This window comes from Microbulbifer variabilis ATCC 700307 (assembly GCF_000380565.1).
GTDB lineage: Bacteria > Pseudomonadota > Gammaproteobacteria > Pseudomonadales > Cellvibrionaceae > Microbulbifer > Microbulbifer variabilis.
Genome location: NZ_AQYJ01000025.1, coordinates 203,633 through 228,283, shown reverse-complemented (window position 1 = coordinate 228,283; position 24,651 = coordinate 203,633). Strand labels below are relative to the sequence as shown.

Genomic DNA, 24,651 nt, shown 5'->3' with positions numbered 1-24,651 from the left:
AAGTGCAGAAGAAAATTACGAAAATCCCTCTCGCTGTTTGGGGCCAAAAAAGTGTTTGAAATAATAAAATCTGGCGGCTGGCTGATGTTGCCGATCCTGCTTTGTTCTGTTGCCGTAATTGCAATTTGTATTGAGCGCCTTTGGACTTTGAATCCCCAGCGTATTGCACCGCGTACTTTGCTAGGAGATGTTTGGGGGTGGCTGAAAAGCAACCAGGTAAACGCCGACAAGTTAAAAGAGTTACGTGACTCCAGTCCTTTAGGGCGCATTTTTGCTGCCGGGCTTTCCAACTCCCGTCATGGGCGGGAGGTTATGAAAGACAGTATTGAGGAAACTGCGAGCCAAGTGGTCCACGACCTGGAGCGTTTCCTGGGTGCATTGGGCACGATTGCTGCTGTTGCCCCTTTGATTGGTTTATTGGGTACCGTTATCGGTATGATCCAGGTGTTTACGGCAATAATGCTTGAAGGCACCGGAAACGCGGGTGTACTGGCCGGAGGTATCAGCCAGGCTCTGATTACCACTGCCGCCGGTTTGACTGTCGCGATTCCTGCACTGATGGCACACAGGTACTTTCAGCGCCGGGTAGATACCATCGTAGTGACTATGGAGCAGGAAGCGGTAAAACTCGTGGATGCTTTACACAGTGACCGCAAAATCGAAGATGCGGCCTGAGCGAGGTAGCAATCCATGCAGTTTCGCCGCCAAACCAAAGAGCAGGATGGGGTAAACCTAACGCCATTGATCGATGTGGTCTTTCTGCTCCTCATATTTTTTATGGTGTCTACTACTTTCACCAAAGAGAGCCATCTCAAGTTGAACCTGCCTGAGGCCGCGGGCCCTCAAGCAGCGGATCAACCGCAAGCTGTAGAAATTCTGATCAGTGCAGATGGCTCCTATTCGGTGGATGGTCAGGCACTGATCAATAAAAAACTGACCACTTTGAAATCTGCGCTGTCGGAAGTATCCGCAGGCGAGTACAATCGCCCGCTTGTGATAACCGCCGACGCCACAGCCCACCACCAGGCTGTGGTTCGTGCAATGGATGCCGCTGGACAGCTGGGCTTTGTCAACCTAAGCATTACTACACGGCAACCGGAAGAGAACTAGCGCGCAAAGCCTGCCTCGGTACTGCGATTGGTTGTAGGTTTTGTGTGCGATCCCGCCCCTTAGGGGGTGGGTCCAGTCATTGGTCTGTATGAAGAAAGTAACCTTGCCCCCGAGCACACCACAGCGCGGGGCGCACACTTATCGACGCCTGCTCGCCTACGCCCGACCGCATCTGGCCATTTTTGCTGTTGCGGTACTGGGATTTTTCCTGTTCTCCATCATGGGCGTGAGCCTGATTGCTGTTACTGAGCTATTGCTCGACGCTGTTGGTGCAGGTATTCAGGAGAGCAGGGGGTTCCTATCCAAGTTTGTAGCATCCCATTATCCCGGGGGGGTTATGCCCCAGGAGACTGCTCGCTGGTTGGTACCTCTTGCGATGCTTTTGATCATTGTGTTGAGAGCAATTGGAAACTTTGTCGGCAGCTACGGCTTGGCTTATGTGGGTCGTGCGGTGATTCACGAGCTGCGAGCACAGCTGTTTGAGAAGATTGGCCAGCTGCCCAGTGCTTATTTTGATCGCTACACGGGCGCCTACCTCATCTCCAAAGTTTCCTATAACGTCGAGCAAGTAACTAACTCTATCACTAAGGCCGTAAAGGTTTTATTTCGTGAGTCTTTTACCACTATTGGTTTGCTGGCATACCTGTTGCTAGTGAACTGGAAGCTGACACTGACTTTTTTCTTGTTTGCGCCGTTTATTGCTCTGATTGTGCGTACGGTGGGCAAGCGTTTTCGCAAGTTGAGCCACAGGATACAAAACTCCATGGGTGACGTAACACATGTTACCCAAGAGGCAATTAATGGCTATCAAGTAGTACGCATGTATGGTGGTCAGGAATACGAAAATTCGCGATTCCAGTCTGCCAGCGATAACAATCGCAGGCAGTTTATGAAACTGGTGGTAGCCAACAACGCCAGTGTATCTGTGATCCAAATCCTGGTAGGGCTCTCAACTGCCACTATCGTATGGCTGGCGTTGGCCCCGGGCATGGTGGAGGCGATGACTGCCGGTGTTTTCGCAGCCTACATTGGCGCGGCGGCTTCCCTGGCAAAACCGGTGCGCAGTCTGTCGGAAGTCTTTGCTGATATCCAGAAGGGTATTGCTGCGGCGGAGAGTATTTTCGAAGTGATGGATGCGCCGAAGGAGTCGCAAGGCGGAAATGTGGATTTGCCCAAGCCAGTTCGTGGCTCGGTTTCCTTTGAGGCACTTGACTTTAGCTACGATGAATCCGCGCCCCAGGTGCTATCTGATATCAGCTTTTCAGTAGAGCCGGGTGAGACTATTGCATTGGTCGGCGCCTCCGGTTCCGGTAAAAGTACTTTGGTGAGCCTGCTGGCACGTTTCTACGAGCCAACAGGTGGCCGTATTCTGGTGGATGGTACCGATATTTCATCGGTACCTTTGCAAGATCTCCGCAGGCATATCAGTATGGTGTCGCAAAATATTGTGCTGTTTAACGACACAGTTTATCGAAATATTGCTTACGGTGAGCTTGAACATGCGCCAAAGGAAAATGTATTGCGTGCAATTGAGCAGGCGCACGCAGCAGACTTTATTGAAGAGCTGTCTCAAGGACTGGAAACTGTTCTGGGTGATAATGCGCAGATGCTTTCTGGTGGCCAACGCCAGCGGTTGTCAATTGCTCGGGCCCTGCTTAAGGATGCGCCAATTTTGATTTTGGATGAAGCAACCTCTGCATTGGATAATGAATCGGAGCGGCATATCCAGGCTGCCTTGGCAGAAGTGATGAAAAATCGCACTACGTTTGTTATTGCCCACCGCTTAACTACCATCGAGAATGCCGATCGTATTTTGGTAATGGAGAAAGGACACATCGTAGAGAGTGGTAACCACGTAGAGTTACTCGCTCGCGGGGGGCGTTACGCCACTTTGTTGCAACAGCAGACAATGGGATAGGGCACTTGGATGTCACTGGAAGACTGGTTTAACAAGCGCTGGTATCCGGAGAAAGGGAAGGGGCGTTCCCTCTCCCTGTTGACGCCACTGGAAATGCTCTACGGTGGAGTGAGTAGGCGGCGTCGGGTATTAAACTCACGTACGCCACCGGAACCTCTTTCAGTACCGGTTATTGTGGTTGGGAATATTACCGTTGGTGGTGCTGGCAAGACACCACTTGTGGCAGAGCTCGCGCGCTGGCTTAAAGAGCGGGGCCTCAACCCCGGTATTATCAGTCGCGGCTATGGCGGGCGAGCTGAGCGTTACCCCTATCAGGTTACAGCGCAATCACATCCATTGGAGTCTGGCGATGAGCCTTTGATGCTGCACCTGATCACTGGAGTTCCAGTGATGGTTTCCCCACAACGCACTGAAGCCGCCCAGGCCCTGATCGACTACCACCAGTGCGATGTGATTCTCTCGGATGATGGTTTACAGCATTACAGTCTCTGGCGGAGCCTGGAAATTTGCGTAGTGGATGGCCATCGTGGCCTAGGCAACGGCCATATGTTGCCGCGGGGCCCGCTACGGGAACCCGCCACCCGTCTGCAAAGTGTGGATATTGTGGTTAGTAATGGCGAGCCAGAGTCCAAGGTAAAGCAGCAGTGTGGTGATTTGCTCGAATTCCAAATGACACTGGAGCCATCTTGTTGGCACCAGTTCAATCTAGACCAGACCTCCACCCTGCGACTGACTTCCGGACCAGAGATCGGCCCCTGTCATGGAGTTGCAGCAATAGGTAATCCCCAGCGGTTTTTCCGCGAACTGCAGAAACTTGGCTACAAGGTGATGGAGCAGCCCTTTGCGGACCATCATCAGTTCAGTCCACAGGAGCTGCATTTTGATGGCGAAACCCCAGTGCTAATGACTATGAAAGACGCGGTGAAATGCCGGGATTTCTGGGAGAGCCATTGGTGGGCACTTGAGGTGCGAGCGAAATTACCAGACCTTTTCTATCAGAAGGTGCATCAGCACCTGCAACAGTTTTGCCAACATGAAAAATAGTTTCTCTTTTGACGTAATTATTCCTGCTCGATTCGGTTCAAGCCGGTTACCTGGTAAACCCCTGGCTGATATTGCCGGCAAGCCTATGATTCAGCATGTTTACGAGCGTGCCAGTGAGAGCAGTGCAGAGCGGATTTTTGTCGCTACTGATGATATGCGCGTGGCGGAGACTGTACGTTCTTTTGGTGGTGAAGTGTGTATGACATCCACGGAGCATGCGTCAGGAACTGATCGCTTACAAGAAGTGGCAGCAAACCTGGGGTTGTCCGACGATCGTATCCTGGTAAATGTACAAGGGGATGAACCCTTGATTCCGCCTCAGGTTATCGATCAGGTAGCTTCCAATCTCGCGCAAAATACCGATGCGGGCGTTGCTACTCTGGCAGAGCCAATTCTTACCCTGGAGGATTTCCATAACCCGAATATCGTTAAGGTTGTAACTGCAGAATCCGGTTTGGCCCGCTATTTTTCACGTGCTCCCATTCCCTGGCCCAGGGATGCTTTTGCTCAGGATAGCAGCGACCTACCTGCAGGCCTGGAACCACGTAGGCATATTGGAATCTATGCTTATCGAGTGGCGCAGCTACAAAGTTTTGTGACTTGGCCAATGGCCCCTCTGGAGAAATTTGAAGCTCTGGAGCAGCTGCGCTTTTTGTACCACGATGAGAGTATTCATGTGGCTAATGCTTGTGCAGAGGTACCTGGCGGTGTAGATACTGAACAGGATCTTCAGCGCATGCGCTCACTGCTCGGCTAAAGCTGAACCTCAATGATAGAGAATGATATTGATCTGCAACCGCATAATACTCTGGCAATTTCTGCGCACAGTGCATTCTTTGCCAGGGTGGAAACGTTGGAGCAGTTGCGTGAGGCATTAGCATTTGCCCGCGAGCGCTCCCTGCCAATATTGCCCCTTGGTGGTGGTAGTAATATAGTTTTAACAGGTGATTATCCGGGCCTGGTCATTCAGGTCGACCTTCGTGGTTTTTCTATTAGGTCTGACAATTCGGGCCATATTCTAGAAGCGGCGGCTGGTGAAAATTGGCACCGAATAGTAATGGCTACGGTGCAAGGGGAGTTGGGGGGGCTTGAGAATCTTGCCCTTATTCCTGGCAAGATAGGTGCTGCACCAATCCAGAATATTGGTGCCTACGGAGTTGAGTTGTGTGATCGCTTCGTGAGTCTCCAGGCAATGGAGATCGCAAGCGGTGAATTGCGAAACTTTGCAGCAAAAGATTGTAGTTTCGCTTATCGTGACAGTGTTTTTAAGGGGAAACTCCGGGACAAATATATTATTACCCAGGTGAACTTGTGCCTTCCCAAGAAATGGCAAGCGCATATTGATTACCCAGCGCTAAGCCAGTATGTAGCTGGACAAAATTGGAATGTTGATAGGCTTACACCCTCACAGGTTGCTCAGGCGGTAATTGATATTCGCAACAGTAAGCTGCCGTTGCCGGATAAAATCCCAAATGCCGGCAGCTTTTTTAAGAATCCTATTATCGATACCCATAGCTATCTGAATCTCAAGGCAGAGCACCCGGATCTCGTTGCATTTGCTGCCGGGGATTGTTGGAAGTTAGCTGCAGGCTGGTTAATAGATCGGGCTGGTTGGCGCGGTGTCAGGCGTGACGCTGTCGGGGTTCATGAGTTGCAGGCTCTGGTACTGGTAAATCCAGGTAGAGGAGCCGGTGCTGAAGTGACGCGATTGGCTGAAGATATTGCTGAAGATGTCCATGCTAAATTTGGTGTATCCCTGGAGCCGGAACCCCGTTACTACCCCTAACATCTCTTCGGTGCTTTTGCTTGCAGCTCACGGACTCTTTTTTCTTTCATAGGCTCTTCATTTGGGGGCTGCTCCTTAAGCACAGTTAATCGTGCGCAGAGTCAATCTTTTGTTGGTCGTAGTTACCCTGATCAAAAGCTCCCGGGCCAGTTGAGTTTGACTGCCAGAAAACTATCATCCCCAACAGGGCTTTATGCTGCCCTTTCCAAACTGTAACTATATAACCAAAAGTAATGCAGCACGATTCATATATTTCTATTTGTACCATAAACATTTTCTTCACATATCCGTATCGAAGGACGCAAATAGTGCGGAAAGGAGAATGTTGATCGCAGAAAAATAACTTGGTACGTTTTTACGGTATAATAAATGGTTATAAAGGCAGCAAGATCCTGTGGCCAAATGTCTTTTCGGCAGCATTTGAAACGGCAGTATTGCTTTGCAGTAGCGTTTTTGTCTGGTATGTTGCGACAGGATTCTTGGGGTGGATCTACACGGGGTAGTTTCCTCGTGAGTAAAAAGAAGAACGCAGTTTGAGGGAGCGCGCGATGGGGACTAATACGCTGCGCAGCCGCTGCACTTATCCGTAGTTGGGGATAATTTGATCAAAGTCTTAGTGGTGGATGATCACGATCTTGTGCGAATGGGGATTTCGCGCATGCTGAGTGACGTCGCGGATATAGAGGTTGTTGGCGAGGCAAACTGTGGCGAAGAAGCCTTGGAGTTTGTGCGCCAGTCTGAGGTCGATGTCATCCTGATGGACGTTAAAATGCCTGGAATGGGTGGTCTTGAGGCAACGCGAAAGTTGCTCGGCCGCTGTCCAGGGGCCAAGGTGATCGCGGTTAGTGCCCTAGATGATGACCTATTCCCTGGTCGATTAATGCAGGCCGGCGCCATGGGTTATGTCACTAAGGGGGCAGACCTGGAGGAGATGGTTCGCGCTATTCGTACTGTTGTCAGTGGTGGTGTCTTTATCAGTAACTCCATGGCCACCAAAATGGCTTTGCGGAATGTCTCTGGCCAAGCGGAAAACCTGTCTCCTTTCGAGAAACTATCCAAACGTGAATTACAGACCGCTGATATGATTGTTAACGGCGCTAAAGTCGCAGAGATTGCCCAGTCGCTTTCCGTAAGCCCGAAAACCGTAAATAGCTATCGCTACCGGATATTTGAGAAGCTGAATATTAACAGCGATGTGGAGCTAACTTTGCTTGCCGTTAAGTACCAGATACTTGACCCAGAAGCGGCTCTTTAATTTCTGTGGGAACCTGATGAACCCACTGTACCGATTGCCAGATGTTTGATAGCAAGCGTTTTTTATCCTCGGTTACCCGCAAGCCTGGCGTTTACCAGATGTTTGATGCGGATAACCGGATCCTTTATGTGGGTAAAGCGAAAAACCTTCGCAACCGGCTTTCTAGTTATTTTCGAAGCTCAGGCCTTACTGCAAAGACCATGGCGTTGGTGCAGCGTATTGGCAATATTGAAGTCACTGTCACCCGTAGCGAGACAGAGGCCTTAGTACTTGAGCAAAGCCTGATCAAGTCCCAGCATCCACCTTACAATGTGATGTTGAAAGACGATAAGGGCTATCCTTACATTTTTCTCTCGAGCAGCGATACTTTCCCACGTATTGCTTTGCATCGTGGAGCCAAGCGTAAGAAGGGACGCTACTTCGGCCCTTTCCCTAATGCCTCATCGGTTCGCGATAGCCTGAATTTCCTACAGAAGACATTTCGTATCCGTTCTTGTGAAGACAGCGTCTTCCGCAATCGCTCCCGGCCCTGTCTTCAATACCAAATTGAGCGCTGTACTGCGCCCTGTGTGAATTTTATCGGTGAGGATGAGTATCGACAGGATGTGAGGCATGCGGAAATGTTTCTCACCGGCAAGAGCGACAATATAATCCGCGAACTTGCCGACCAAATGGATGATGCCTCCAGAGCCTTGGAGTTTGAAAAAGCTGCGCGCCTGCGGGATCAGATCTCTGCTTTGCGCCGCCTCCAGGCCGATCAGGTGGTAGAGGGTGATAGTGGCGATGTCGATGTGCTCGGGGTGGCAAGTGAAGGGGGAAGTTGCTGTGTACACGTTCTGTTTATTCGACAGGGGCGTATCTTGGGCAGTCGCAGTTACTTCCCCAGTGAACGTCTCGGCTTGAGCCCCGTGGAGCTGCTTTCTGCTTTTGTACCCCAATTCTATATTGGCAATCCTCGTGAAATTCCTCGCGAGATATTGGTCTCGGAAGCCCTTGAAGATATGCAGCCTTTACAGCAGGCTCTCGGTGTACAGGCAGGAAGGGACGTTGCGATCGTATATCGTTTGCGAGGCAGAAGAGCTACCTGGGTAGAAATGGCACAGCAGGCGGCACAACAGAATTTAAGCAGCCGTACAGCTGCCCAGCAAAAGTTAATTGGTCGTTTTGAGTCTCTTCAGGAGGTACTTGGGTTAGAGCAGCTGCCAGAAAGACTGGAGTGTTTTGATATCAGCCATTCATCCGGTGAAGCAACGGTCGCATCTTGTGTTGTGTTCGATACCGGCGGCCCTGTTAAAACGGATTATCGTCTGTTTAACATCAAGGGAATACAGGCCGGGGATGACTATGCCGCAATGGGACAGGCCCTTAAGCGACGTTATACAAGACTGTCTGATGGGGAGGGTAAGTTTCCAAATATCCTGTTAATCGATGGGGGTAAAGGCCAGGTGAGCCAGGCTGTTGAATCCCTCAATCAGCTTGGGGTTGTTGGCGTACAAATTATAGGTGTGGCTAAGGGCACCACTCGCAAGGCTGGATTTGAAACTCTGCATGTTGTTTCTAGCAATAAAGAACTCGTGCTCTCCGCTGATTCAGCTGCATTGCACCTGATTCAACAAGTTCGAGATGAGGCCCATAGATTTGCTATTACGGGGCATAGAGCTCGGCGGGATAAAAAGAGGCGAGAGTCCCCACTCGAAGGCATTGGTGGGGTAGGGCCTGCGCGTCGGCGAGCATTGCTGCGCCACTTTGGTGGTTTGCAGGAAATTAAGAAGGCTACGGTGACAGAAATTGCCAGCGTGGAAGGAATAAGTCGCAAACTCGCACAAGATATATATTCGGCCTTACATCACGAATGATAAACAGCTGAAGTTGTCGAAAAAATTATCCGGCTTTCCTACTGAGCGTTTCATTTTGTGCGATGGCTTGTTAACGTACGCCCTCCACAAGAACAGAGAAAAGTATGACACTCGCCAATCAACTGACACTGCTTCGCGTTGCACTGATTCCGGTCCTGGTTTTGGTTTTCTATTTACCTTATAAGTGGAGCTATATCGCCTCTGCCGTGATTTTTGCTGCCGCTGCAGCCACAGATTGGTTGGATGGTTACCTGGCGAGAAAACTAAACCAAAGTACAGCCTTTGGCGCCTTCCTTGATCCGGTTGCAGATAAGTTGATGGTGGCCACTGCTCTAGTGTTACTTGTTGGGCTGCATAAGAGCGCCTGGTTTACGGTGGCGGCCGCAGTAATAATTTGTCGTGAGATCGCTGTTTCTGGGTTGCGGGAATGGATGGCAGAGTTGGGCCAGCGTAGCAGCGTTGCAGTTTCTTATGTAGGCAAGATAAAAACGACCGCACAAATGGCAGCGATCATAGTCCTTCTCGCTTTTGATGTCCGAGACTTTCCAGTGATGGAAACACTGGGCTACCTGTTGCTGTATGTTGCCGCAGCGCTCACTCTATGGACCATGGTGATGTACCTGCGCGCAGCTTGGCCGGTGTTAATGGCGGACAATCATAAGTCTCCATGACCTAAATCCCTTCATATTACCGGTCTTATTATTTATAGGTGTCCCCCTGCTTGAGGCGGGGGCTCTCCACATCTCAAAGTCTACCCTTCCTGACGTAATTACTGAGCTTGTAACGTCCAACCATTTACAAAAACTCTCTATTTGTCGTCACATATAGCGCTGCCATTGGGTCGTTCTTCTAGAGTGATGAATTGGGTTTGTAACTCAATTCATCAAAGTATTGCTGTCCCAGCCAAAATAAATATAGGAGGGTGGGTGTGTTAGTGAGGCAATCTCTGGCAGGGCTACTGGCGCTGCTGTGCTCAATGTTACCGCAGGCGCAGGTGGTGCATGATGCCGAATATTACGTGCTGAAGATGCAAAATGGTGGGCGCTGGCAAAAAGAAGATTCTGAAATAGCCAAACGCTTGCAGGCCCTGCGGGAAAAGCATGGGCAGCCACCCAATATCATTTTCCTACTTTGGGATGATACCGCCTTTGGTGCTGTTGGCTTTCCTGTACTTCAAAAGAACTTTGGTTACACAACACCCAATTTAAACAAGATGGCGGCAGAGGGTATCAACTTTACACGTATGTATACCGAACCCTCCTGTACGCCAACCCGAGCAGCTGTGCTTACCGGTCGTCATCCGGTGCGGTATGGCATGGGGGCTGTGGGAATGCCCCACGAATTTTCCGGTCTTCGCGCTGAAGAGGTAACCATTGCGGAGGTACTGTCAAAGGCCGGCTATGCCACGGGATTCTTTGGGAAGGGCCACTTGGGAGATATCGAGGAGAGCTATCTGCATAACCAGGGATTTGATGAGGCGTTATTTACTCCCATGAACCAGATAACCTCTCTCTTCAATCCCCAGGCCAATGCTGTAAATGCAGTACTTGGTATGTTTCCTGAGATATACCCTCCCGATCCTTATCGCCTAGACAATCCAGGCCTGATTCCCTCCGGTTGGGTAATGAACATTGAGGGTGAGAAAGGGCAGCAGGGTAGGGAGTGGTGCGGTACTTCCAACGAGTGTTTTAGCAAGTTTGACCCGGAGGCGGAGCGTCGCACCATGGCATTCATCCGTAAGAATGCCGAAGCCAAAAAGCCGTTTTTTGTGGCTTACTGGCCCAATTTTCTGAATTTTATGGCTGCCTTTATGCCCAAACCCTCAGTTTCTGGTCTGATGGTGGCAGACTCATTCCCCGAAGTCGATGACTTCACTGGCCAATTGATGGCAGAGCTGCAAGAGCTGGGTATTGCGGAGAATACCCTTTTTGTCGCCATGGCAGACAATGGCCCCATGGTGCATAGCCCGCCGGCAGGTTGGGGCATGCTCCCAATGTTATATCGGGGGGGGAAAGGGGATTTTACTGAGGGAGGTGTGAGAGTACCGGCTTTTGCTTGGTGGCCGGGCATGATTCAGCCCGGACAGGCAGTTGGGGACATCATTCATATCACGGACCTATACACCACATTTGCAAGGCTTGGCGGTGCGACTGAGCATATTCCCACCGATAGGGTAGTGGATGGTCTGGACCAGACAGCGCTGCTGCTAAATGGTGACACCTACAGCCGTCGGGATTATGTTTTTATCTATGCCGGTCACAATCTGGGGGCTACGGTAAAAGGGAGATATAAGCGTCACTGGATTGGTGCTGGTGAGGTCGCATCTTCAGGAATGCCGGAGGCTTACTACGACCTATATATGGACCCCCGTGAAGAGTATCCGCAATTAGTGCCCTTAATTTATACCCAGGGGCAGTTCAATCACATGGTAGCCCGGCACCGGCTCTTTAAAAAGAAGTACCCGGATGTGCCCAGTGGGAAGGGTATCCCCTACACCGGACTGGCCAATGCGCGCCCCGAAACCAAAGCCATTGGGCAGCGGGTTAGAGCGGTTATGGAAGAAATGCCATTTAGCATTCAGGAGTACCTTGAGTTTGAAATTCCTGGGGCTGATAAAGTTGGTGACTGGGGCAATTAATCACAGGGCTACTAACTTGATGTACCGGCTTCAACGGATGAAGGGGCGGGTTAAGGGTGCTGAGGAATATAAAAAAACTCCCGATTTTTATTGTTAGTTTGGTTACTGCCTGTTATCACTCATTGGCCAATGCGAATGACTCTCCCAGGGGGAAACTCCAGCTGGAATTGGTTAATGATGCATTTTTCCAAACTGATAGGGACTATACCGGTGGTCTCTTTATCCGTTGGAGTCCTATAGGCAAAGCCTACACTTTAAGGCTTGGCCAGGAGATCTATACCCCGGACCATCTCGGTAGATCTGCACCAATCAATGATGAACATCCATATGCTGGTTGGAGCTATTTAGGCGCAAGCTACAAATATCAGTTCTCTAATCGCTGGATTGTTGATTTCACTCTTGATGCGGGGACTATTGGTCCTAGGTCTGGTGCTCGTCTCACACAGACTTTTCTACACTGGATTGTCTCCTCGCCACCTCCACATGGGTGGGACTCCCAGATTTTTAATGAATGGGGGCTAATGCCGGAGCTTAAGCTGGATTACCGATTACCTAAAGTGAATCTTGGAGGCATGAACTATCGCTTGGTCCCTTACTTACGCTGGAAAACCGGCAACATAGTCCGAGATTATGCTGCCGGAATCACCTTATTATTGGGTAGTTCTTTACCAGCTTTCAGTGCGATATCTTTACCGCGAGTAGGGAATCAATACTGGTATTTTAGGCTGGGGATGGAACATAAAGCAGTTCAGAGAAATGTATTAATGGAGGGAAACTCCGAGATTAAGAGGGGAGTAAAAGTTTTCAGTTATGGTGTAGTCCCAGAGAAAGAAGTGATCCTCGCAAATATCGGGGCTTTTTGGGGGCGTAATACCTATGAATTTGGCTTCAATATCAGGTACAACACGAAAATTTATACTTCCCAGGTTCGTCCTGATGAAGGCTTTCTGAGCCACAATGGTGCCCCGATGGGTAACTTTGTAATGTCTTTGATTGTCACTAAGCAATTATGAGTTTTTCATTGTCAGGAGGACGATATCTACTTGCCCTCCTGAATAGCTGCGCTACAAGCTTTAATTAAGACACGGCACTGAAGTAGTAATGCTGAGTAATGAACCCTGGAGAAGACTTATTGATACTGATTCAAGCTAATCACACCACTTATATTCACCCTGATTGAAGGGAGCAGCGATTTACTCAAGCCTATTTTTGCTTCCAGCTCATAAGGTATGGAATCTTGATTTTGATTAATAAGGTCGACAGCAGCAAAGATAGACCCAACCAGGCTGGCAGTAGCATCCACAGCAATATCATCCTGACCGTAGGGAGCAATGGGCATGAGGTTGTTGGAGGTGCCTGTCAGCACTTTATGTCCTCCTAAGCGTAAGGTGTAATAAAGTCCTGATAGTGCCAGCTCACTATTGTTTGGGTTAAAGACCCTGAGGTGTATTCGAAACTTCAGGTTGTTGCCAGTTCTTGCGGGCAGTGGTTCTACTGCGATCACTTCTACCTCGGGTTTTTGAAAGTTAGGCGAAAGTGCTGCACAACCAGTGAATAGTGCCGTAATCAGTATTAACAGAGTGAGTCGATAGTATTTTGCCACTGTTATTCCTTAGTCTTCCTATCTGCTAGTTATTACACTGGGCTGCTGAACCTTAGCGTAATTAGTTCGAGCTTTCCGGTTCATTTGCCCAGTGATTACTAATTGACCCCTAAAGTTCCTGACATACCACAACTTCTTAGGTTATAACGGCAACTTTACGCAACATTATTGACTACCGAGACTCATTATGAAGACGTGGCTTGCAAGTTTGACAGCACTGGCACTGATATTGTTCTCGAGTTGGAGGTGGTTTTTACTTCCAGAGGTCGAACGAAATTTAAACAAAATAGGTTCTGCTGGTTATTCTGAGACCTCCGAGCAGGCTAGAACATTGCATAGATCACTTATTGTTGGTGACCTGCACGCGGATAGCTTCCTCTGGGCGAGAGATTTATCAAATGACGCCAGTTATGGTCATCTTGATTTACCCAGAGCCCGGCGCGGCAATCTCGGAATACAGGTTTTTACTTCAGTCACCAAGTCTCCCAGAGGGCAAAACTATCGTGAAAATTCTGCTGATGCCGGAGACAACATAACGCTATTAGCGGTCGCTCAAGGTTGGCCACCGAGAACCTGGAATAGCCTTTTAGAGCGTGCGCTCTTCCACTCCGAAAGGGCCACTGCTCTACAGGAATCTTTCCCGGAGCAGTTTCGCATTGTACACACCGCTGAAGATCTGCGCCAAGTCCTTCAGGCCCGGGAGCGAGGAGCCAGCACTCTCGCGGCAATTCTCGGTATTGAAGGAGCCCATCCACTGGAGGGTAAATTATCTAACATAGATCGCTTATACGATGCTGGTTTTCGGGTGATGGGATTACAGCATTTTTTTGATAATGAATTGGGTGGATCGCTTCATGGGCAAAGTGAAGGCGGTTTAACGGAGTTTGGAAGCCTGGCTGTTCAGGAGATGGATCGTCGTTCGATTATTATTGATGTAGCCCATTCTTCTGAAACCGTTGTTAGAGATGTGTTGGCACTGACAGAACGGCCTTTGATTGTTTCTCATACAGGATTGAAAGGCAGCTGTAACTCGCCGCGAAATATTAGCGATGACCTTATGAAGGAGATAGCTGAGCGTGGAGGCTTAGTAGGTATCGGTTTTTGGAAAGGGGCAGTTTGCGATAACAGCCCCCATAATATTGTTAAAACAATTCGCTATGCCGTAGAGTTGTTGGGAGTGGATCAGGTTGCTTTAGGATCAGATTATGACGGTAGTGTTGAGGTTTCGTTTGATGTTGGCGACCTGGATCTGTTGACTGGGGAAATGTTGAATCAAGGATTTACAGAGAGAGAAATCCGCAAGGTTATGGGAGAAAATATACAAGAGTTTTTCCTGAAGTATCTGCCCTAAAGCGTTTTAATTTGCTTCCTGAAGTGGCTATAGGGTGGGGTGTAATGGCGAAGTTGTGTGTTTATTACACGTGGAAGATGTGTGCAATGGCTTCGGGTTGTCCTTTCGGCACGTATGGCCAATTCTATTAATAACTAATGGAGATGTTATGTACAAAGGGAGCTGCCTTTGTGGAGGCGTTAAGATTTCTATCCGTGGTGGAGTGAAGGATATTATTCACTGCCATTGTTCCCTTTGTCGTAAGTCTAGCGGAACTGCCTTTGCTACCAATGGCTTCGTAGACGCAGGCGGATTAACAATTGATCAAGGGAGGCATCTGATCGGCTCATTCGAGCTTCGCCCGGGAAAGAGTCGGCACTTTTGTAAGGTATGTGCATCGCCGATCTACAGCTCAAATTCTGAAGACCCTTCAAGGTTCCGCCTTCGCCTTGGCATTCTTGATTCAGATATTCAGGAGCGCCCAATTTCTCACAACTTTGTAACTTCAAGGGCAAACTGGGACAGTCTGGATATCTTGCCTCGCTATGAGGCCCATGAGCCGAGTAGACGTAAGGGAGGGGCAGATTAGAATACATCCATTACTTTGATATTAGGGGTCAGGCTGATTAGCGATTGTCTGTGCCCCCAAGAAGGGGGCACAACAAAGTTCTTTAACAACAACTGCGATTCGCGCAGGAGTTATCTTGATTGTTGATACTAATTTTACCAGTACCTAAGTAAGTATTTTCTGATAGATAGAAATCTACAAATTGCTGCTCAAAATCTTCAGGCACCGATTTTTCTGCGAGCCCCGTCTGCAGCATCTTGGCCTGCCAAGCCTTCATTTTCGGAAAGTCCGCCAGGAAATCATATCCCGAATGGAGCTCAATAATGGCGGCACGATGTAGTATTGGTAGCCATGCGATATCGACGTCACTTAGCCTTGCGTCTTTAAAGAAAGGCCCATTTCCAATAGTTTTTTCGACTTTCTCAAGGGCTTTGTCAAGTTTGTTGCTACGTTCCTCCAAGGTCTGCTTATCGGCGCTACGTTGAGCTGAACATTGCACCAGGTAATGCTTTGCGGCCTGGTAACTCCAGGCCCTATCAAGGGCGCGCTGTTCAGGGCTGATGTCTGGTTCCAGGCGGGGGTAGATGTCATTTAGGTATTCAACGATTGCGTCGGACTCAAATAGAGCTATGCCACTTTCCGTTATGAGTACTGGCACTTGCCCGTTCGGAGACACATCCAGGAACCACTGTGGTTTGTCCTTAAGCCGGATGTATTGGATTTTGTAGGGAATCTTTCTGGCCTCAAGAAGAGCGGTCACCCGTTGTACAAAGGGGCAAATTTTAAAGCTAATGACCTCAAGCATTTTGATCCTCATCTCTAGTGTATATATCTATAAGACGGGCCACTCTTAAAAAGGACGATAAGATTTCAACAATTTCTGTATTTATTGGACTTAGGAACGTAGTCAATCACGGCTCCGTGACTATCGAGTGTCAGGTGGCAGCAATCCTCAAATAGACTGCGCAGTTCCCTTCTACTTTTTTGTACCCGGGACTTGACAGTAGAGTAGGGGATCCCATGTTCCTCAGAATAAGCCTTTTGCGACTGGCCATTTAGCTCGATTACTATCAGCAGTTCTGCCGATTGAGGTGGCAGCCCTTTAATGAAGGGTTCTATACATGCCGATAAACTTTGTTGTGTATTGGTGTCTTCCTCTATCGTAAAAGAATCGTCTAGGGTCACCTCTTTTACTCTTCCTTTCTTACGATAGAAGTCAATCACCGCGTGATTGGCGACCTGAAATAACCAGGACTTGATACTCTTTTGGTCTCTGATCGTATGGATATTCTTGTGGGTTCTGATCAGAATCTCCTGAAGAATATCATCCACCATATCGGGTGATGAGATCCTGGAATGGAGGAAAGCTTTGAGGGCTGCGCTGTATTTCTTCCAGATAGAATCAATGGTCATATTTCATTACTGCTTTTCAGTCTCTCCGCAGAGGGTCATAAGCTTCACGGAGCAATAAAAATTATAGTTGCCGCAATACTAGCGGCATTTAATTGAACCATATGATTTTAGCAATGTTACGCTGTCAATCATATTTAAAGGCCATATAGCCTAGTGAAACTGGTAGCCGCCGTTCGTATTCTCGATTGCAAACAATATTAGAATCCTATGTGTCAGCAATTATTGGAAGGCATGCGGTTTGGGGTGGTGGGGGATAGTAGCATAGTGTCTTGAGAGCGCATTTAGAAATGTGACTTTCCTAAATGCTAAATGCAAAGCGCGGTGTATAAAAGTAAAGCATTTTACAGAAGTGATGATCTTAATCTAATTCTTCTTTTTCTGGATAATGATGAGCTTGATAGGTTGGAGACCCGCCGATTATGAACTGAAGTTGTCATGTTAATCCTAGCGGGCCTGTAATACGATATATTTCCTAAAGTGCCATAGGATGTAATCCGCTCTAAAGTCTAGGGACATGAGAAATCTAATGCCGTGTTAGACCTGATCTCCGGCTTGCTTCAAACAGGAACCAAGCCCGTTTTTCCGACTGATCAATAAATTCTTCCAGTAAACTCGCTGTTGCAACATCATGGTGGTCATCACACAACTCATGCACTTCACGCATAAAAGCAACAAGCTCCTGATTGTCTTCGCATAATTCCGCTAGCATGTCTTGTGGGTCTACAAAGTCGGAGTTGTTATCAGTTGAGCGTTGCAATTTGGCGATATGACTTATGGAACGCAATGTGGTGCCTCCCAGCTTGCGCACACGTTCAGCCAGCGCGTCGGTCATGTCCAATACTTCTTCTGACTGATCATCGAACAGCAAGTGGTAGTCGCGAAAGTGTGGGCCGCTCACATGCCAGTGGAAATTCTTGGTTTTCATAAACAGCCCGAAGGTATCTGCCAGCAATGTATTCACTGCGCTGGTAATGTCTTCACGCGCGCTCTCACTCAAGTCTGTTGGGGTATTGAGTTGTGCGAGCTCTTTAGTACGCAGCGTTTCTCTTGCTGACTTTCTCATAGTAAACCTCGTGTCTTTCACGTTCAGAAAAGGAGAGAAACCAAAATGAAGAAAAATATGCCAATCAGGCTAAGGGTAGACAGTGGTGACGTGACTAGCCATTCGCGATATTCAAGAAGCAGGTTGGTATCTGGGCGGGTGTCAAATCTTAAGCGTTAATAACAGTAGTGCAAGGTACCTATAGTATATTAAAAGGCATCGATTAGTATATTAAAAGGTATCGATCTTCTGGTTAAGGTTGGCACAAGAAGGCTGTTAGAGGAATTTATATGGCTCCCATCAATGTGTTGGCTTTGTGTGGTAGTCTCAGAACAGAATCTTTTAATAAAAAGCTGATGCATCAAGCCATTCAGTTAGCGCCGAAGGAATTAGAATTTTACCTTGGGAAAATTGATGATATTCCTTTGTACAATGAAGATGTAAAGAATGTTGGTTTTCCAAAAAGTGTTGATCAATTAAATCAGCTTCTCTTTGCTTCTGATGCCGTGCTGATTGTCACGCCAGAATATAATTATTCAATGCCTGGGGTGTTAAAGAATACGATTGATTGGTTGTCTCGGTATGAACCACAAGGGTTTTATAATAAGCCGGTTGCAATCATGGGGGCTAGCCCTGGCCGTATGGGTACTTGTCGGTGTCAGTATCATTTGCGGCAGGTGATGGTGTTTTTGAAAGCGTGGGTTCTCAATGAGCCAGAAATTATGGTAAGTGATGCCTCCAGGGCTTTCGATCAGTATGGGCGATTGGTCGATGATAGGGTTGAAAAGCTCGTGCAAAGCCAGATGCAGAACTTATCCAGAATGGTCCACCGGGGATGAGGAGCAGGGTGGTAAATTCCGCCTTCGTTTATAAGAATTACATACATACATTCATAAATATGATCCATTTAGAGAGATATTATCTTGATTTGCGCTGAGTAGATATGCCTATTGCGATGGGGTATCTTGCATTCGATATTTATCATCTCTAGTCTCTGGATGCTAGATTTTATGTGAGTCAGGCAAAAAGGAATTGCGATGAAGAATTTTATGGTTAGAGCTTGGGGATCGAATAAATCAATCTTATTATTTTTGGCTTTAATGTTAATTTTCAGAAGTGCTGTAGCTGATTGGAGCGATGTGCCAACAGGTTCTATGAAGCCGACAATTGTTGAAGGTGATCGAATCTTTGTCAATAAAATGGCTTACGATGTTCGTGTACCGTTTACACATTTTTCCCTTTATCAACTTTCCAACCCAGATAGGGGGGATATAGTAGTTTTTGATTCTAAAGCTTCCGGAAAGAGGCTAGTAAAACGTGTTGTTGGTGTTCCAGGGGATAATGTTAGGATGAAAAATAATATTTTAACAATTAATGGGCAGCGGCTTGATTATGAGCTTGTTAAAGCTGATGGTGATAGCCTGGATAAAAAAGAAAATCTGCTAGGTGTTGAGCACTTCGTCAGAGTTGACAAACACTCTTCCCCAATGTCGAGTTTTAGCGCTGGCACTATCCCCTCAGGTTATTACTTAGTCCTTGGAGATAACAGAGATAGCAGCGCTGATTCCAGGGTCATAGGTCTTATTCCCCGAAAGGAAATAGTCGGCAGGGCAAGTCGTGTTGTTTTTTCTCTGGACTATGAGAATCGCTTTCTTCCTCGTAAAGCGCGTTTTTTGAAGTCGTTGTAAATTTTAAGGGCAACCTGGAAGAGGCATAAACTTCAAGGGAGGGGTTTGGATCTGAGGAGTATATTTAATCGTAATTAGTAAGTGCGTGGAGTAGGGTTTCGCCAGTAACTTAACCCAAATGCGTATTGTTGGGCCATATTTAGTAAATCATTTGAGGGAATTTATGACTGGTATGGCCGGATCTACCGAAGGGTTGCTTGACTCTTCATTGAGTGATGAGTTTCTTATGTAAGCTGCCAACTTTTTGATCAAGTTAAAACTGAGTTGAAGTGGGGCTGGGACTTCAAATTTTGAGGAAAAAAATATAGAGAAGCGTTCCTACTAGAGGGGACAATAACTATCTAACTTTGAAGTACTGTGTGGTGCCGGCGATCTAATGTTCAGCGTTTATGTCACCACCAAAATCCTGCAGACCGATGGCGGTGAAGTGGTAAACGTCGCTAACCATGTAGCGGGCCTGGTATCTGACTGCATTGTCGAAGTGGCCAACCGCCTGGCTGTGCATAGCTCTATTGCGGCGATGGCGATACCGAGTGGGTGATACTGGCTGTGGTGTTCAGTATTGAAGTGGGCGTATTGCCGGTGCGAAAGCCCGAATTATAGAGCCATGGCTTACATCTACAGAAATTCCCCCCTAACTTATTGATTTAATTATGGGTAAAATGTGTTCAAGAGCGGGAGGTCGAACCAGACGACTTGAGACGATGGCTCACTATCTCTGGTTGTTATTTAGGCAATAGTTTATAACCTGCTGTAAATAAAGGCTTTTCTGCGGAGCTTGGAGGCTCCCTCCCAGAAATAGTGGCCAAATGGATAGTGAGCCACTAGCTCTTTATTAAACTGTTAACCCTATCCATACATTGAGCTATTTTCATGGAAGCAGAGATACTAGATCGACCACCATTGTCAGGAGATTTTGAAGAGCATAATTTCTCAAAGTCTGGAAATACTGTGTGGGTTAAATTCTTCGATGAAGAGTATCTAGAATGGGTTGGGGTTTTCAGTCAATCAGGCTGGAGTTCCTTTAATACCGTTCTTCGGGTTCCAGGAGAGAAATTGTTTCTTGTTGTTGCAGGTGGGCAAGGCTACTTTGTCGATCCCAATTCTAGAGAGATTGTTTCAACCACAGAATGGGATGGTATTGATAATATTATCTACAACGAAGAAACTGGATTCTTGGTAGCTACAGACGGCCTTTGCCTCGCCTTGTTCAAAGGGTCTAATCTACATTGGTCCGGTGAGCGAGTATCGGCTGATGGTATTAGCTTTACCGGGCAGTCTGGCCCGATTGTAAAAGGGGTTCTTAACGACCTTACTGACGAAGGCTGTGAATTCACTTTTAATGCAAGTACCTGCGAGTTCAAAGCTGCGTGGATACTAGCAGACAATTGGGGTTAACACGCAAAGGCAGCCGACGCATAAATACGCGGCTGCTTTGAGCGTTAAGCCAAACCAGAATTGAAGTTATGGATAAAATCGAATTACAGAGAAAAACTAAAGCTAAAAACGGTAAGGTTGAGGCCTACTGGTTTGAGAACGAGAGTATCGGGTTACAGAAAACATTATTTCATCGTATAACCATACCTCTAGAACCTTTTGATTCAGGTCTTGAGTATGAGGAGCAGCCACTATCAACTGAAATAGTCTTGGACTGGTACGAGTTAAACTTAGAGAATTCAGCGGAACTCGATGGGGCTAATTTATCACACGAGTCATACCCAGAAGCAGAAGGTTCGGTTTATGTCGGTTGTGCTCACAATTGGTGTAATGTAAAAGAGCTAGTGTTTTCTAAAGCAAATGATGGCCGCTATGAAATAAAAGGTTCCGTTGTCGTTGAATTTGAGAATGAGGGTGTGGCTCAAAATGAGCCGTTCACTTTCGAAACAACAATCGAGGTAGTCACGGCTTAACAAGCGGCTGCTGTCGGACTGCCAAAAGTGTCACTCATTTTGCTGATGCAAAAGCAGCGCCACTTTTTCTCAGCCGCAGAGCCGGGCGTTATGCATCTTTTGGGGAAGAATATTGATTTTCTATTTTGTTGTTAGTTCTATAGCCTCAGTTATCTGACTCGGTGGACTTGGTTATTTGCTGAAAATATCTTTAAATAAATCGAATACAAGAACCACGCATAGCTTAGGTTCGATATCCGTATTTTTTTCTGCTTTCGCTAAAGCTGTATTCTTACCTACCAAAATTGGTAATTCAGCAGTAGAAATTAACGTTGCTAGGTTTAGCCTACTGGCTCTTATTGTGTTTTTAGTAAGCTTTAATTTGTGTGTAAGGGAATTCATTCATATATATGCATAACAAGCCGCTCAAAGTTCAGCCGCGTTGCGGCTTGAACCTCCGTTTCGGCGCTCGTTTTTGGGTTAACGCTACGCTACCCGAAAACGTTTGTCTTCACTTCGGCCCTTTAGCGGGGCGTTATGCGTAAAGGAAGTACCGAGTGAGTAATGAAGATTGGTATAGGAACGAAGAGTGGAGTGAAGAAATTGAAAGCATGTTCTTCGAGAAGCTTAAGCGTGCTCGCCGAAAAGAACAGTATTTGCGGATCCAGGCTTGTACCATTGCCAGCACAGAGCCTGATGTTGCACTTTCACTACTAGAACAATACTTCCAGCTAAAAGATGACTTCGATCATGCTCGGGCTTACTGTGATATGGCGACTGCATATATCGCTAAAGGTCAAATCAAAAATGCAATCAGCTCTTATGTTAAGGCATTAGAGCGAGAGTCGGTATTTCCAAATCTAAAAACCGAAGCATATATTCTCTACCCAATGCTCATCGTGGAGTATAAGCTTACTGACTTGTATCAGTCTGCCAACGAAGCTCTAGATGAGCATCAGGAGCGGGTAATGTTTCCCGTCGATCATTTTCGGTGGCATGCTGCAAAGGCAATCATTTCCGCGGATAGCGGTAACAACGAGCAGGCAGTCAATCATGCCGGCCATGCACTTGACGCTGCTCAAATCAAAAAGTCAGGTTTTCGTTTTCATCAAAGCCTTGGCTTGGTGGGCAAAGAATATAAAGGCGTGGTGAATGAGCTTCGTGCCATATACGCATAACAAGGAGCTCAAGCAAGGACGCGCTAACGCGCGCCGCTTAGCTTGGTGTTATGTATCAATATGAAATACGAGAGATATCAAAGAGTGCATTTGATTCTATCCAAGATGAGAATGAAAGGCGCAAACGACTCACTGAACTCGATCGTGATATTGAGGCTGAGTTAAAGGAGGTTATCGCTAACAAAATGCAGGACATAGTCGACAACCTTAATCGCCACGGTCACTCTCTAAAACGTAATATCTCTTTAGAAGATATTGATGAGACAGATTTCTGCGAACGCCACAATGACCGAACATGCGGCTTCAGAGTCGATAGTACTGTAACAATTTCTTCCGGCTACAATGGTGCCAGTGACTGTGACTATCAAGCTAAAGAATAAGATACTTAACAAACGCAAGCAATATGCTACGGCCCTTCGGGCCTCCGCGGGACGTCCAACGCTATGCACATTTTGTGCAGGTCGCTACGCTCCCAGTTTCGCACAAAACGTGCAGAGCATTGGTCGCCCCTGTTAGGGGCGTTATGTGTAAACGATGAAGAAAGTATATCTCTACGGTTTTAACGGTACGTACTCAGGAGAATCGAAATACAACTGGAGTCCTCCCGAGAAAGGAGATAGTCACGACTGTCTTCTTTTTCTTCGGAAAACCGAAGATGCAGTTAATTTCGAGGCCGCCACACTCGAAATTGCTAACTTCGGCTTTGTGGGTGTCAGCGATCTAAAAGGTAACAGCCTAAAAGTCGAGGCTTTAAATTCTGATCTTCATAAAGGGTTTAGGAGTTTTTACGAAAGTGCTCTTCACGATGGTAGCTGCCTTATATTCTACCCAAACACATAATAAGCCGCAGCAATCGCTCCCGTTGGTCGCTGGGACAGCCAAAACTGTCTGCTCCTGTGCGGGGCGTTAGTTGCTCTTAATGAAGATGATGAAACATAAATGCCCACACTGTAATAAAAAGGTGATTTCGAATTGGGGTAAATTCAATTCCAGCGCGTTGCACCCTGCCATTTGTCCAAGTTGTGGTGGTTACTCTAAGCAGCACTACGCTGGTACAGCACTTGAGAGCTTACTGGTAACTTTTGGTGTTCCCGTAGTCTTGCTATGGTCTCTCTTCGCTAAAACCTGGTGGCCAGTCTTTGCCACTGTGTTGGTTGTTATATCTAGCGGTATTCTTAAATTTTTATACGTCCCGATGGTTGTGGTTGACCTACAGGCAGCCAAAAACTATCACTGGTTTGCTTTTGGGTGCTTAGTTATAGTTCTAGCCTGGGTCTCCTATGAGGCACTTGGAAGTTAAGCAACTAACAAATCAATTAACTACGCGCCTTCGGCGCCGGACAACTTACACTGCGCTTCGCTACGTTCCGGCTGCTGGTTATTGAGGCGTTATGCAAAACTAGAGAAACAGAATGGCCTGTGCTGAAACATTCGCGACATTAAGGATATTCTCAGAAGTAATGCATCCTGATGATATTGGTTCGGCGCTTGGAATAAGCTCAACTGATTCGATACCTAGAGATCCTAATTCAAAGTACAAGCCGAGAAGAGAGCAAAATTTCTGGTCCAGAACTACAAAAGATGATTTTGACTCGACAAATAACGTAGAACATTTGGAATTTTTAGTGTCATTAGTGTCCGATAAAGACACCATTCTATCTAGCCTTAGGGAAAAGGGCTGTTTAACTGATATTTTTTGTTATTGGGATTCCACGGGTCAAGGAGGACCAATTTTGAGCGTAGAGATGATGAAAGAGCTAGTGAGGTTGGGTCTAGGGGTTTCATGGGATATCTACTTTGATGATGAAGGAAATGCATAACAATGTGCTCAAGATCCGACGCGCAAAAAGCGCGCGCGTCTTAGCACGGCGTTATGCAACTATATGAATTTTCAAAATATACACAAGAAGATGAAGTACATTTGTCTAGCATTGTTCCCGGTTGGTTTCATTATCGGCGGGATCACCGAAATTCCAAACAGTACAGAACGAGCAGCTAACTACTTATTCTTCGTTGGAACGATATTCATGATCTCATACTGCTTAAATGGTATTGAAAGAGGGAAGATTGAGCTGCTTTCTTATACAGATAAACTCGATAAGAACAAAGAGCCGGTGCTCTTTTGGTTATTTGTTTCAGGTATTTTGTTCTGCTCAGTTGTAGCGGCACCAGTTTTATTGTACAGAGTGTTTGCATAACAAGCGCAGGTTGTCGGACTGGTTTTCCGTTACGCTCCAATCCAGCCGCAACTGCGGGCGTTATGTGTCACCGTTAGCACAAGCTTGGATATTCAACAGAAATATGGATTTTTAATAGGTCGCATGAAAAGTTGG

27 protein-coding genes are annotated in these 24,651 nt (G+C 47.1%); 23 read left to right on the top strand and 4 right to left on the bottom strand.

Annotated features, from left to right (window positions below; translation table 11 throughout):
• The first annotated feature begins 51 nt into the window (after nucleotides 1-51).
• From G367_RS0109785 to G367_RS25045, 11 genes are all read left to right on the top strand, one after another.
• On the top strand, nucleotides 52-675 hold the full coding sequence (locus G367_RS0109785; RefSeq protein ID WP_020412948.1) for a MotA/TolQ/ExbB proton channel family protein: 624 nt from the start codon (nucleotides 52-54) through the stop codon (nucleotides 673-675).
• Nucleotides 676-690: 15 nt separating this feature from the next.
• A complete protein-coding gene (locus G367_RS0109780; protein ID WP_020412947.1) occupies nucleotides 691-1,110 on the top strand; it encodes an ExbD/TolR family protein in 420 nt (139 codons plus the stop codon).
• Between the two features lie 88 nt (nucleotides 1,111-1,198).
• Nucleotides 1,199-3,028, top strand: a complete 1,830-nt coding sequence (gene msbA / locus G367_RS0109775; protein ID WP_020412946.1) for a lipid A export permease/ATP-binding protein MsbA — start codon at nucleotides 1,199-1,201, stop codon at nucleotides 3,026-3,028.
• A gap of 9 nt (nucleotides 3,029-3,037) precedes the next feature.
• On the top strand, nucleotides 3,038-4,072 hold the full coding sequence (gene lpxK / locus G367_RS0109770) for a tetraacyldisaccharide 4'-kinase (RefSeq protein ID WP_020412945.1): 1,035 nt from the start codon (nucleotides 3,038-3,040) through the stop codon (nucleotides 4,070-4,072).
• Nucleotides 4,062-4,829 carry a 3-deoxy-manno-octulosonate cytidylyltransferase gene (gene kdsB / locus G367_RS0109765; protein WP_020412944.1) on the top strand — a complete coding sequence of 256 codons (768 nt, stop codon included), beginning with the start codon at nucleotides 4,062-4,064 and terminating at the stop codon, nucleotides 4,827-4,829. The genes lpxK and kdsB overlap by 11 nt, the downstream gene beginning before the upstream one ends.
• Nucleotides 4,830-4,841: 12 nt before the next feature.
• Complete coding sequence (gene murB / locus G367_RS0109760; protein ID WP_020412943.1) at nucleotides 4,842-5,858, top strand: UDP-N-acetylmuramate dehydrogenase; 1,017 nt, start codon at nucleotides 4,842-4,844, stop codon at nucleotides 5,856-5,858.
• 601 nt (nucleotides 5,859-6,459) lie between these two features.
• Nucleotides 6,460-7,113 carry a response regulator gene (locus G367_RS0109750; protein ID WP_026305042.1) on the top strand — a complete coding sequence of 218 codons (654 nt, stop codon included), beginning with the start codon at nucleotides 6,460-6,462 and terminating at the stop codon, nucleotides 7,111-7,113.
• A gap of 41 nt (nucleotides 7,114-7,154) precedes the next feature.
• Nucleotides 7,155-8,969: an excinuclease ABC subunit UvrC gene (gene uvrC, locus G367_RS0109745; protein WP_020412940.1), complete on the top strand. Its 1,815-nt coding sequence runs from the start codon at nucleotides 7,155-7,157 to the stop codon at nucleotides 8,967-8,969.
• A 104-nt stretch (nucleotides 8,970-9,073) separates the two neighbouring features.
• The gene (pgsA, locus tag G367_RS0109740; RefSeq protein WP_020412939.1) at nucleotides 9,074-9,640 is read left to right on the top strand and encodes a CDP-diacylglycerol--glycerol-3-phosphate 3-phosphatidyltransferase; all 567 of its coding nucleotides are present in this window, start codon (nucleotides 9,074-9,076) and stop codon (nucleotides 9,638-9,640) included.
• Nucleotides 9,641-9,897: 257 nt separating this feature from the next.
• Nucleotides 9,898-11,607, top strand: coding sequence for a sulfatase-like hydrolase/transferase (locus tag G367_RS0109735; RefSeq protein ID WP_020412938.1), 1,710 nt, complete (start codon nucleotides 9,898-9,900; stop codon nucleotides 11,605-11,607).
• A gap of 56 nt (nucleotides 11,608-11,663) precedes the next feature.
• Nucleotides 11,664-12,620 carry a lipid A deacylase LpxR family protein gene (locus tag G367_RS25045; RefSeq protein ID WP_020412937.1) on the top strand — a complete coding sequence of 319 codons (957 nt, stop codon included), beginning with the start codon at nucleotides 11,664-11,666 and terminating at the stop codon, nucleotides 12,618-12,620.
• Between the two features lie 116 nt (nucleotides 12,621-12,736).
• On the opposite strand, the gene G367_RS0109725 is transcribed toward G367_RS25045, so the two are convergent.
• Complete coding sequence (locus G367_RS0109725) at nucleotides 12,737-13,210, bottom strand: LEA/WHy family protein (RefSeq protein WP_020412936.1); 474 nt, start codon at nucleotides 13,208-13,210, stop codon at nucleotides 12,737-12,739.
• A 331-nt stretch (nucleotides 13,211-13,541) separates the two neighbouring features.
• On the opposite strand from G367_RS0109725, the gene G367_RS0109720 reads away from it, so the two are divergent.
• Nucleotides 13,542-14,561 (top strand): dipeptidase, encoded by a 1,020-nt coding sequence (locus G367_RS0109720; RefSeq protein WP_020412935.1) that lies wholly within the window; start codon nucleotides 13,542-13,544, stop codon nucleotides 14,559-14,561.
• 148 nt (nucleotides 14,562-14,709) lie between these two features.
• Nucleotides 14,710-15,129 carry a GFA family protein gene (locus G367_RS25610; protein WP_020412934.1) on the top strand — a complete coding sequence of 140 codons (420 nt, stop codon included), beginning with the start codon at nucleotides 14,710-14,712 and terminating at the stop codon, nucleotides 15,127-15,129.
• A gap of 82 nt (nucleotides 15,130-15,211) precedes the next feature.
• Here G367_RS25610 and G367_RS0109715 read toward each other — a convergent pair whose 3' ends face one another.
• The 3 genes from G367_RS0109715 to G367_RS0109705 all read right to left on the bottom strand — a co-directional run bounded on the left by G367_RS0109715 (nucleotide 15,212) and on the right by G367_RS0109705 (nucleotide 17,584).
• Nucleotides 15,212-15,913 carry a glutathione S-transferase family protein gene (locus G367_RS0109715; protein ID WP_026305039.1) on the bottom strand — a complete coding sequence of 234 codons (702 nt, stop codon included), beginning with the start codon at nucleotides 15,911-15,913 and terminating at the stop codon, nucleotides 15,212-15,214.
• 65 nt (nucleotides 15,914-15,978) lie between these two features.
• Nucleotides 15,979-16,521, bottom strand: a complete 543-nt coding sequence (sigZ, locus tag G367_RS0109710; RefSeq protein WP_020412932.1) for an RNA polymerase sigma factor SigZ — start codon at nucleotides 16,519-16,521, stop codon at nucleotides 15,979-15,981.
• Between the two features lie 523 nt (nucleotides 16,522-17,044).
• A complete protein-coding gene (locus G367_RS0109705) occupies nucleotides 17,045-17,584 on the bottom strand; it encodes a Dps family protein (protein WP_020412931.1) in 540 nt (179 codons plus the stop codon).
• 269 nt (nucleotides 17,585-17,853) lie between these two features.
• On the opposite strand from G367_RS0109705, the gene G367_RS0109700 reads away from it, so the two are divergent.
• The 10 genes from G367_RS0109700 (at nucleotide 17,854) to G367_RS0109645 (ending at nucleotide 24,516) form a co-directional block, all read left to right on the top strand.
• Nucleotides 17,854-18,402 (top strand): NADPH-dependent FMN reductase, encoded by a 549-nt coding sequence (locus G367_RS0109700; protein ID WP_020412930.1) that lies wholly within the window; start codon nucleotides 17,854-17,856, stop codon nucleotides 18,400-18,402.
• 198 nt (nucleotides 18,403-18,600) lie between these two features.
• Nucleotides 18,601-19,251: a signal peptidase I gene (gene lepB, locus G367_RS0109695; RefSeq protein WP_020412929.1), complete on the top strand. Its 651-nt coding sequence runs from the start codon at nucleotides 18,601-18,603 to the stop codon at nucleotides 19,249-19,251.
• Between the two features lie 376 nt (nucleotides 19,252-19,627).
• The gene (locus G367_RS26455; RefSeq protein WP_020412928.1) at nucleotides 19,628-19,792 is read left to right on the top strand and encodes a hypothetical protein; all 165 of its coding nucleotides are present in this window, start codon (nucleotides 19,628-19,630) and stop codon (nucleotides 19,790-19,792) included.
• A gap of 332 nt (nucleotides 19,793-20,124) precedes the next feature.
• A complete protein-coding gene (locus tag G367_RS25040; RefSeq protein WP_020412927.1) occupies nucleotides 20,125-20,649 on the top strand; it encodes a hypothetical protein in 525 nt (174 codons plus the stop codon).
• Between the two features lie 68 nt (nucleotides 20,650-20,717).
• On the top strand, nucleotides 20,718-21,161 hold the full coding sequence (locus G367_RS0109680; protein WP_020412926.1) for a hypothetical protein: 444 nt from the start codon (nucleotides 20,718-20,720) through the stop codon (nucleotides 21,159-21,161).
• Between the two features lie 536 nt (nucleotides 21,162-21,697).
• On the top strand, nucleotides 21,698-22,318 hold the full coding sequence (locus G367_RS0109670; protein WP_020412925.1) for a hypothetical protein: 621 nt from the start codon (nucleotides 21,698-21,700) through the stop codon (nucleotides 22,316-22,318).
• 50 nt (nucleotides 22,319-22,368) lie between these two features.
• On the top strand, nucleotides 22,369-22,698 hold the full coding sequence (locus G367_RS0109665; RefSeq protein ID WP_020412924.1) for a hypothetical protein: 330 nt from the start codon (nucleotides 22,369-22,371) through the stop codon (nucleotides 22,696-22,698).
• Nucleotides 22,699-22,852: 154 nt separating this feature from the next.
• A complete protein-coding gene (locus G367_RS0109660; protein WP_020412923.1) occupies nucleotides 22,853-23,158 on the top strand; it encodes a hypothetical protein in 306 nt (101 codons plus the stop codon).
• A gap of 572 nt (nucleotides 23,159-23,730) precedes the next feature.
• Entirely contained in the window at nucleotides 23,731-24,138 is a 408-nt protein-coding gene (locus tag G367_RS0109650; RefSeq protein WP_020412921.1) for a DUF4279 domain-containing protein, read from the top strand.
• A 63-nt stretch (nucleotides 24,139-24,201) separates the two neighbouring features.
• The gene (locus G367_RS0109645; protein ID WP_020412920.1) at nucleotides 24,202-24,516 is read left to right on the top strand and encodes a hypothetical protein; all 315 of its coding nucleotides are present in this window, start codon (nucleotides 24,202-24,204) and stop codon (nucleotides 24,514-24,516) included.
• Nucleotides 24,517-24,651: the final 135 nt, after the last annotated feature.

Bases quoted from the DNA above. Each gene is read 5' to 3' on its own strand.
- G367_RS0109780 (WP_020412947.1), top strand. From the start codon at position 691: ATGCAGTTTCGCCGCCAAACCAAAGAGCAGGATGGGGTAAACCTAACG.
- msbA (WP_020412946.1), top strand. From the start codon at position 1,199: ATGAAGAAAGTAACCTTGCCCCCGAGCACACCACAGCGCGGGGCGCAC.
- lpxK (WP_020412945.1), top strand. From the start codon at position 3,038: ATGTCACTGGAAGACTGGTTTAACAAGCGCTGGTATCCGGAGAAAGGG.
- kdsB (WP_020412944.1), top strand. From the start codon at position 4,062: ATGAAAAATAGTTTCTCTTTTGACGTAATTATTCCTGCTCGATTCGGT.
- murB (WP_020412943.1), top strand. From the start codon at position 4,842: ATGATAGAGAATGATATTGATCTGCAACCGCATAATACTCTGGCAATT.
- uvrC (WP_020412940.1), top strand. From the start codon at position 7,155: ATGTTTGATAGCAAGCGTTTTTTATCCTCGGTTACCCGCAAGCCTGGC.
- pgsA (WP_020412939.1), top strand. From the start codon at position 9,074: ATGACACTCGCCAATCAACTGACACTGCTTCGCGTTGCACTGATTCCG.
- G367_RS25610 (WP_020412934.1), top strand. From the start codon at position 14,710: ATGTACAAAGGGAGCTGCCTTTGTGGAGGCGTTAAGATTTCTATCCGT.
- G367_RS0109715 (WP_026305039.1), bottom strand. From the start codon at position 15,913: ATGCTTGAGGTCATTAGCTTTAAAATTTGCCCCTTTGTACAACGGGTG.
- sigZ (WP_020412932.1), bottom strand. From the start codon at position 16,521: ATGACCATTGATTCTATCTGGAAGAAATACAGCGCAGCCCTCAAAGCT.
- G367_RS0109705 (WP_020412931.1), bottom strand. From the start codon at position 17,584: ATGAGAAAGTCAGCAAGAGAAACGCTGCGTACTAAAGAGCTCGCACAA.
- G367_RS0109700 (WP_020412930.1), top strand. From the start codon at position 17,854: ATGGCTCCCATCAATGTGTTGGCTTTGTGTGGTAGTCTCAGAACAGAA.
- lepB (WP_020412929.1), top strand. From the start codon at position 18,601: ATGAAGAATTTTATGGTTAGAGCTTGGGGATCGAATAAATCAATCTTA.
- G367_RS26455 (WP_020412928.1), top strand. From the start codon at position 19,628: ATGTTCAGCGTTTATGTCACCACCAAAATCCTGCAGACCGATGGCGGT.
- G367_RS25040 (WP_020412927.1), top strand. From the start codon at position 20,125: ATGGAAGCAGAGATACTAGATCGACCACCATTGTCAGGAGATTTTGAA.
- G367_RS0109680 (WP_020412926.1), top strand. From the start codon at position 20,718: ATGGATAAAATCGAATTACAGAGAAAAACTAAAGCTAAAAACGGTAAG.
- G367_RS0109665 (WP_020412924.1), top strand. From the start codon at position 22,369: ATGTATCAATATGAAATACGAGAGATATCAAAGAGTGCATTTGATTCT.
- G367_RS0109660 (WP_020412923.1), top strand. From the start codon at position 22,853: ATGAAGAAAGTATATCTCTACGGTTTTAACGGTACGTACTCAGGAGAA.
- G367_RS0109650 (WP_020412921.1), top strand. From the start codon at position 23,731: ATGGCCTGTGCTGAAACATTCGCGACATTAAGGATATTCTCAGAAGTA.
- G367_RS0109645 (WP_020412920.1), top strand. From the start codon at position 24,202: ATGAATTTTCAAAATATACACAAGAAGATGAAGTACATTTGTCTAGCA.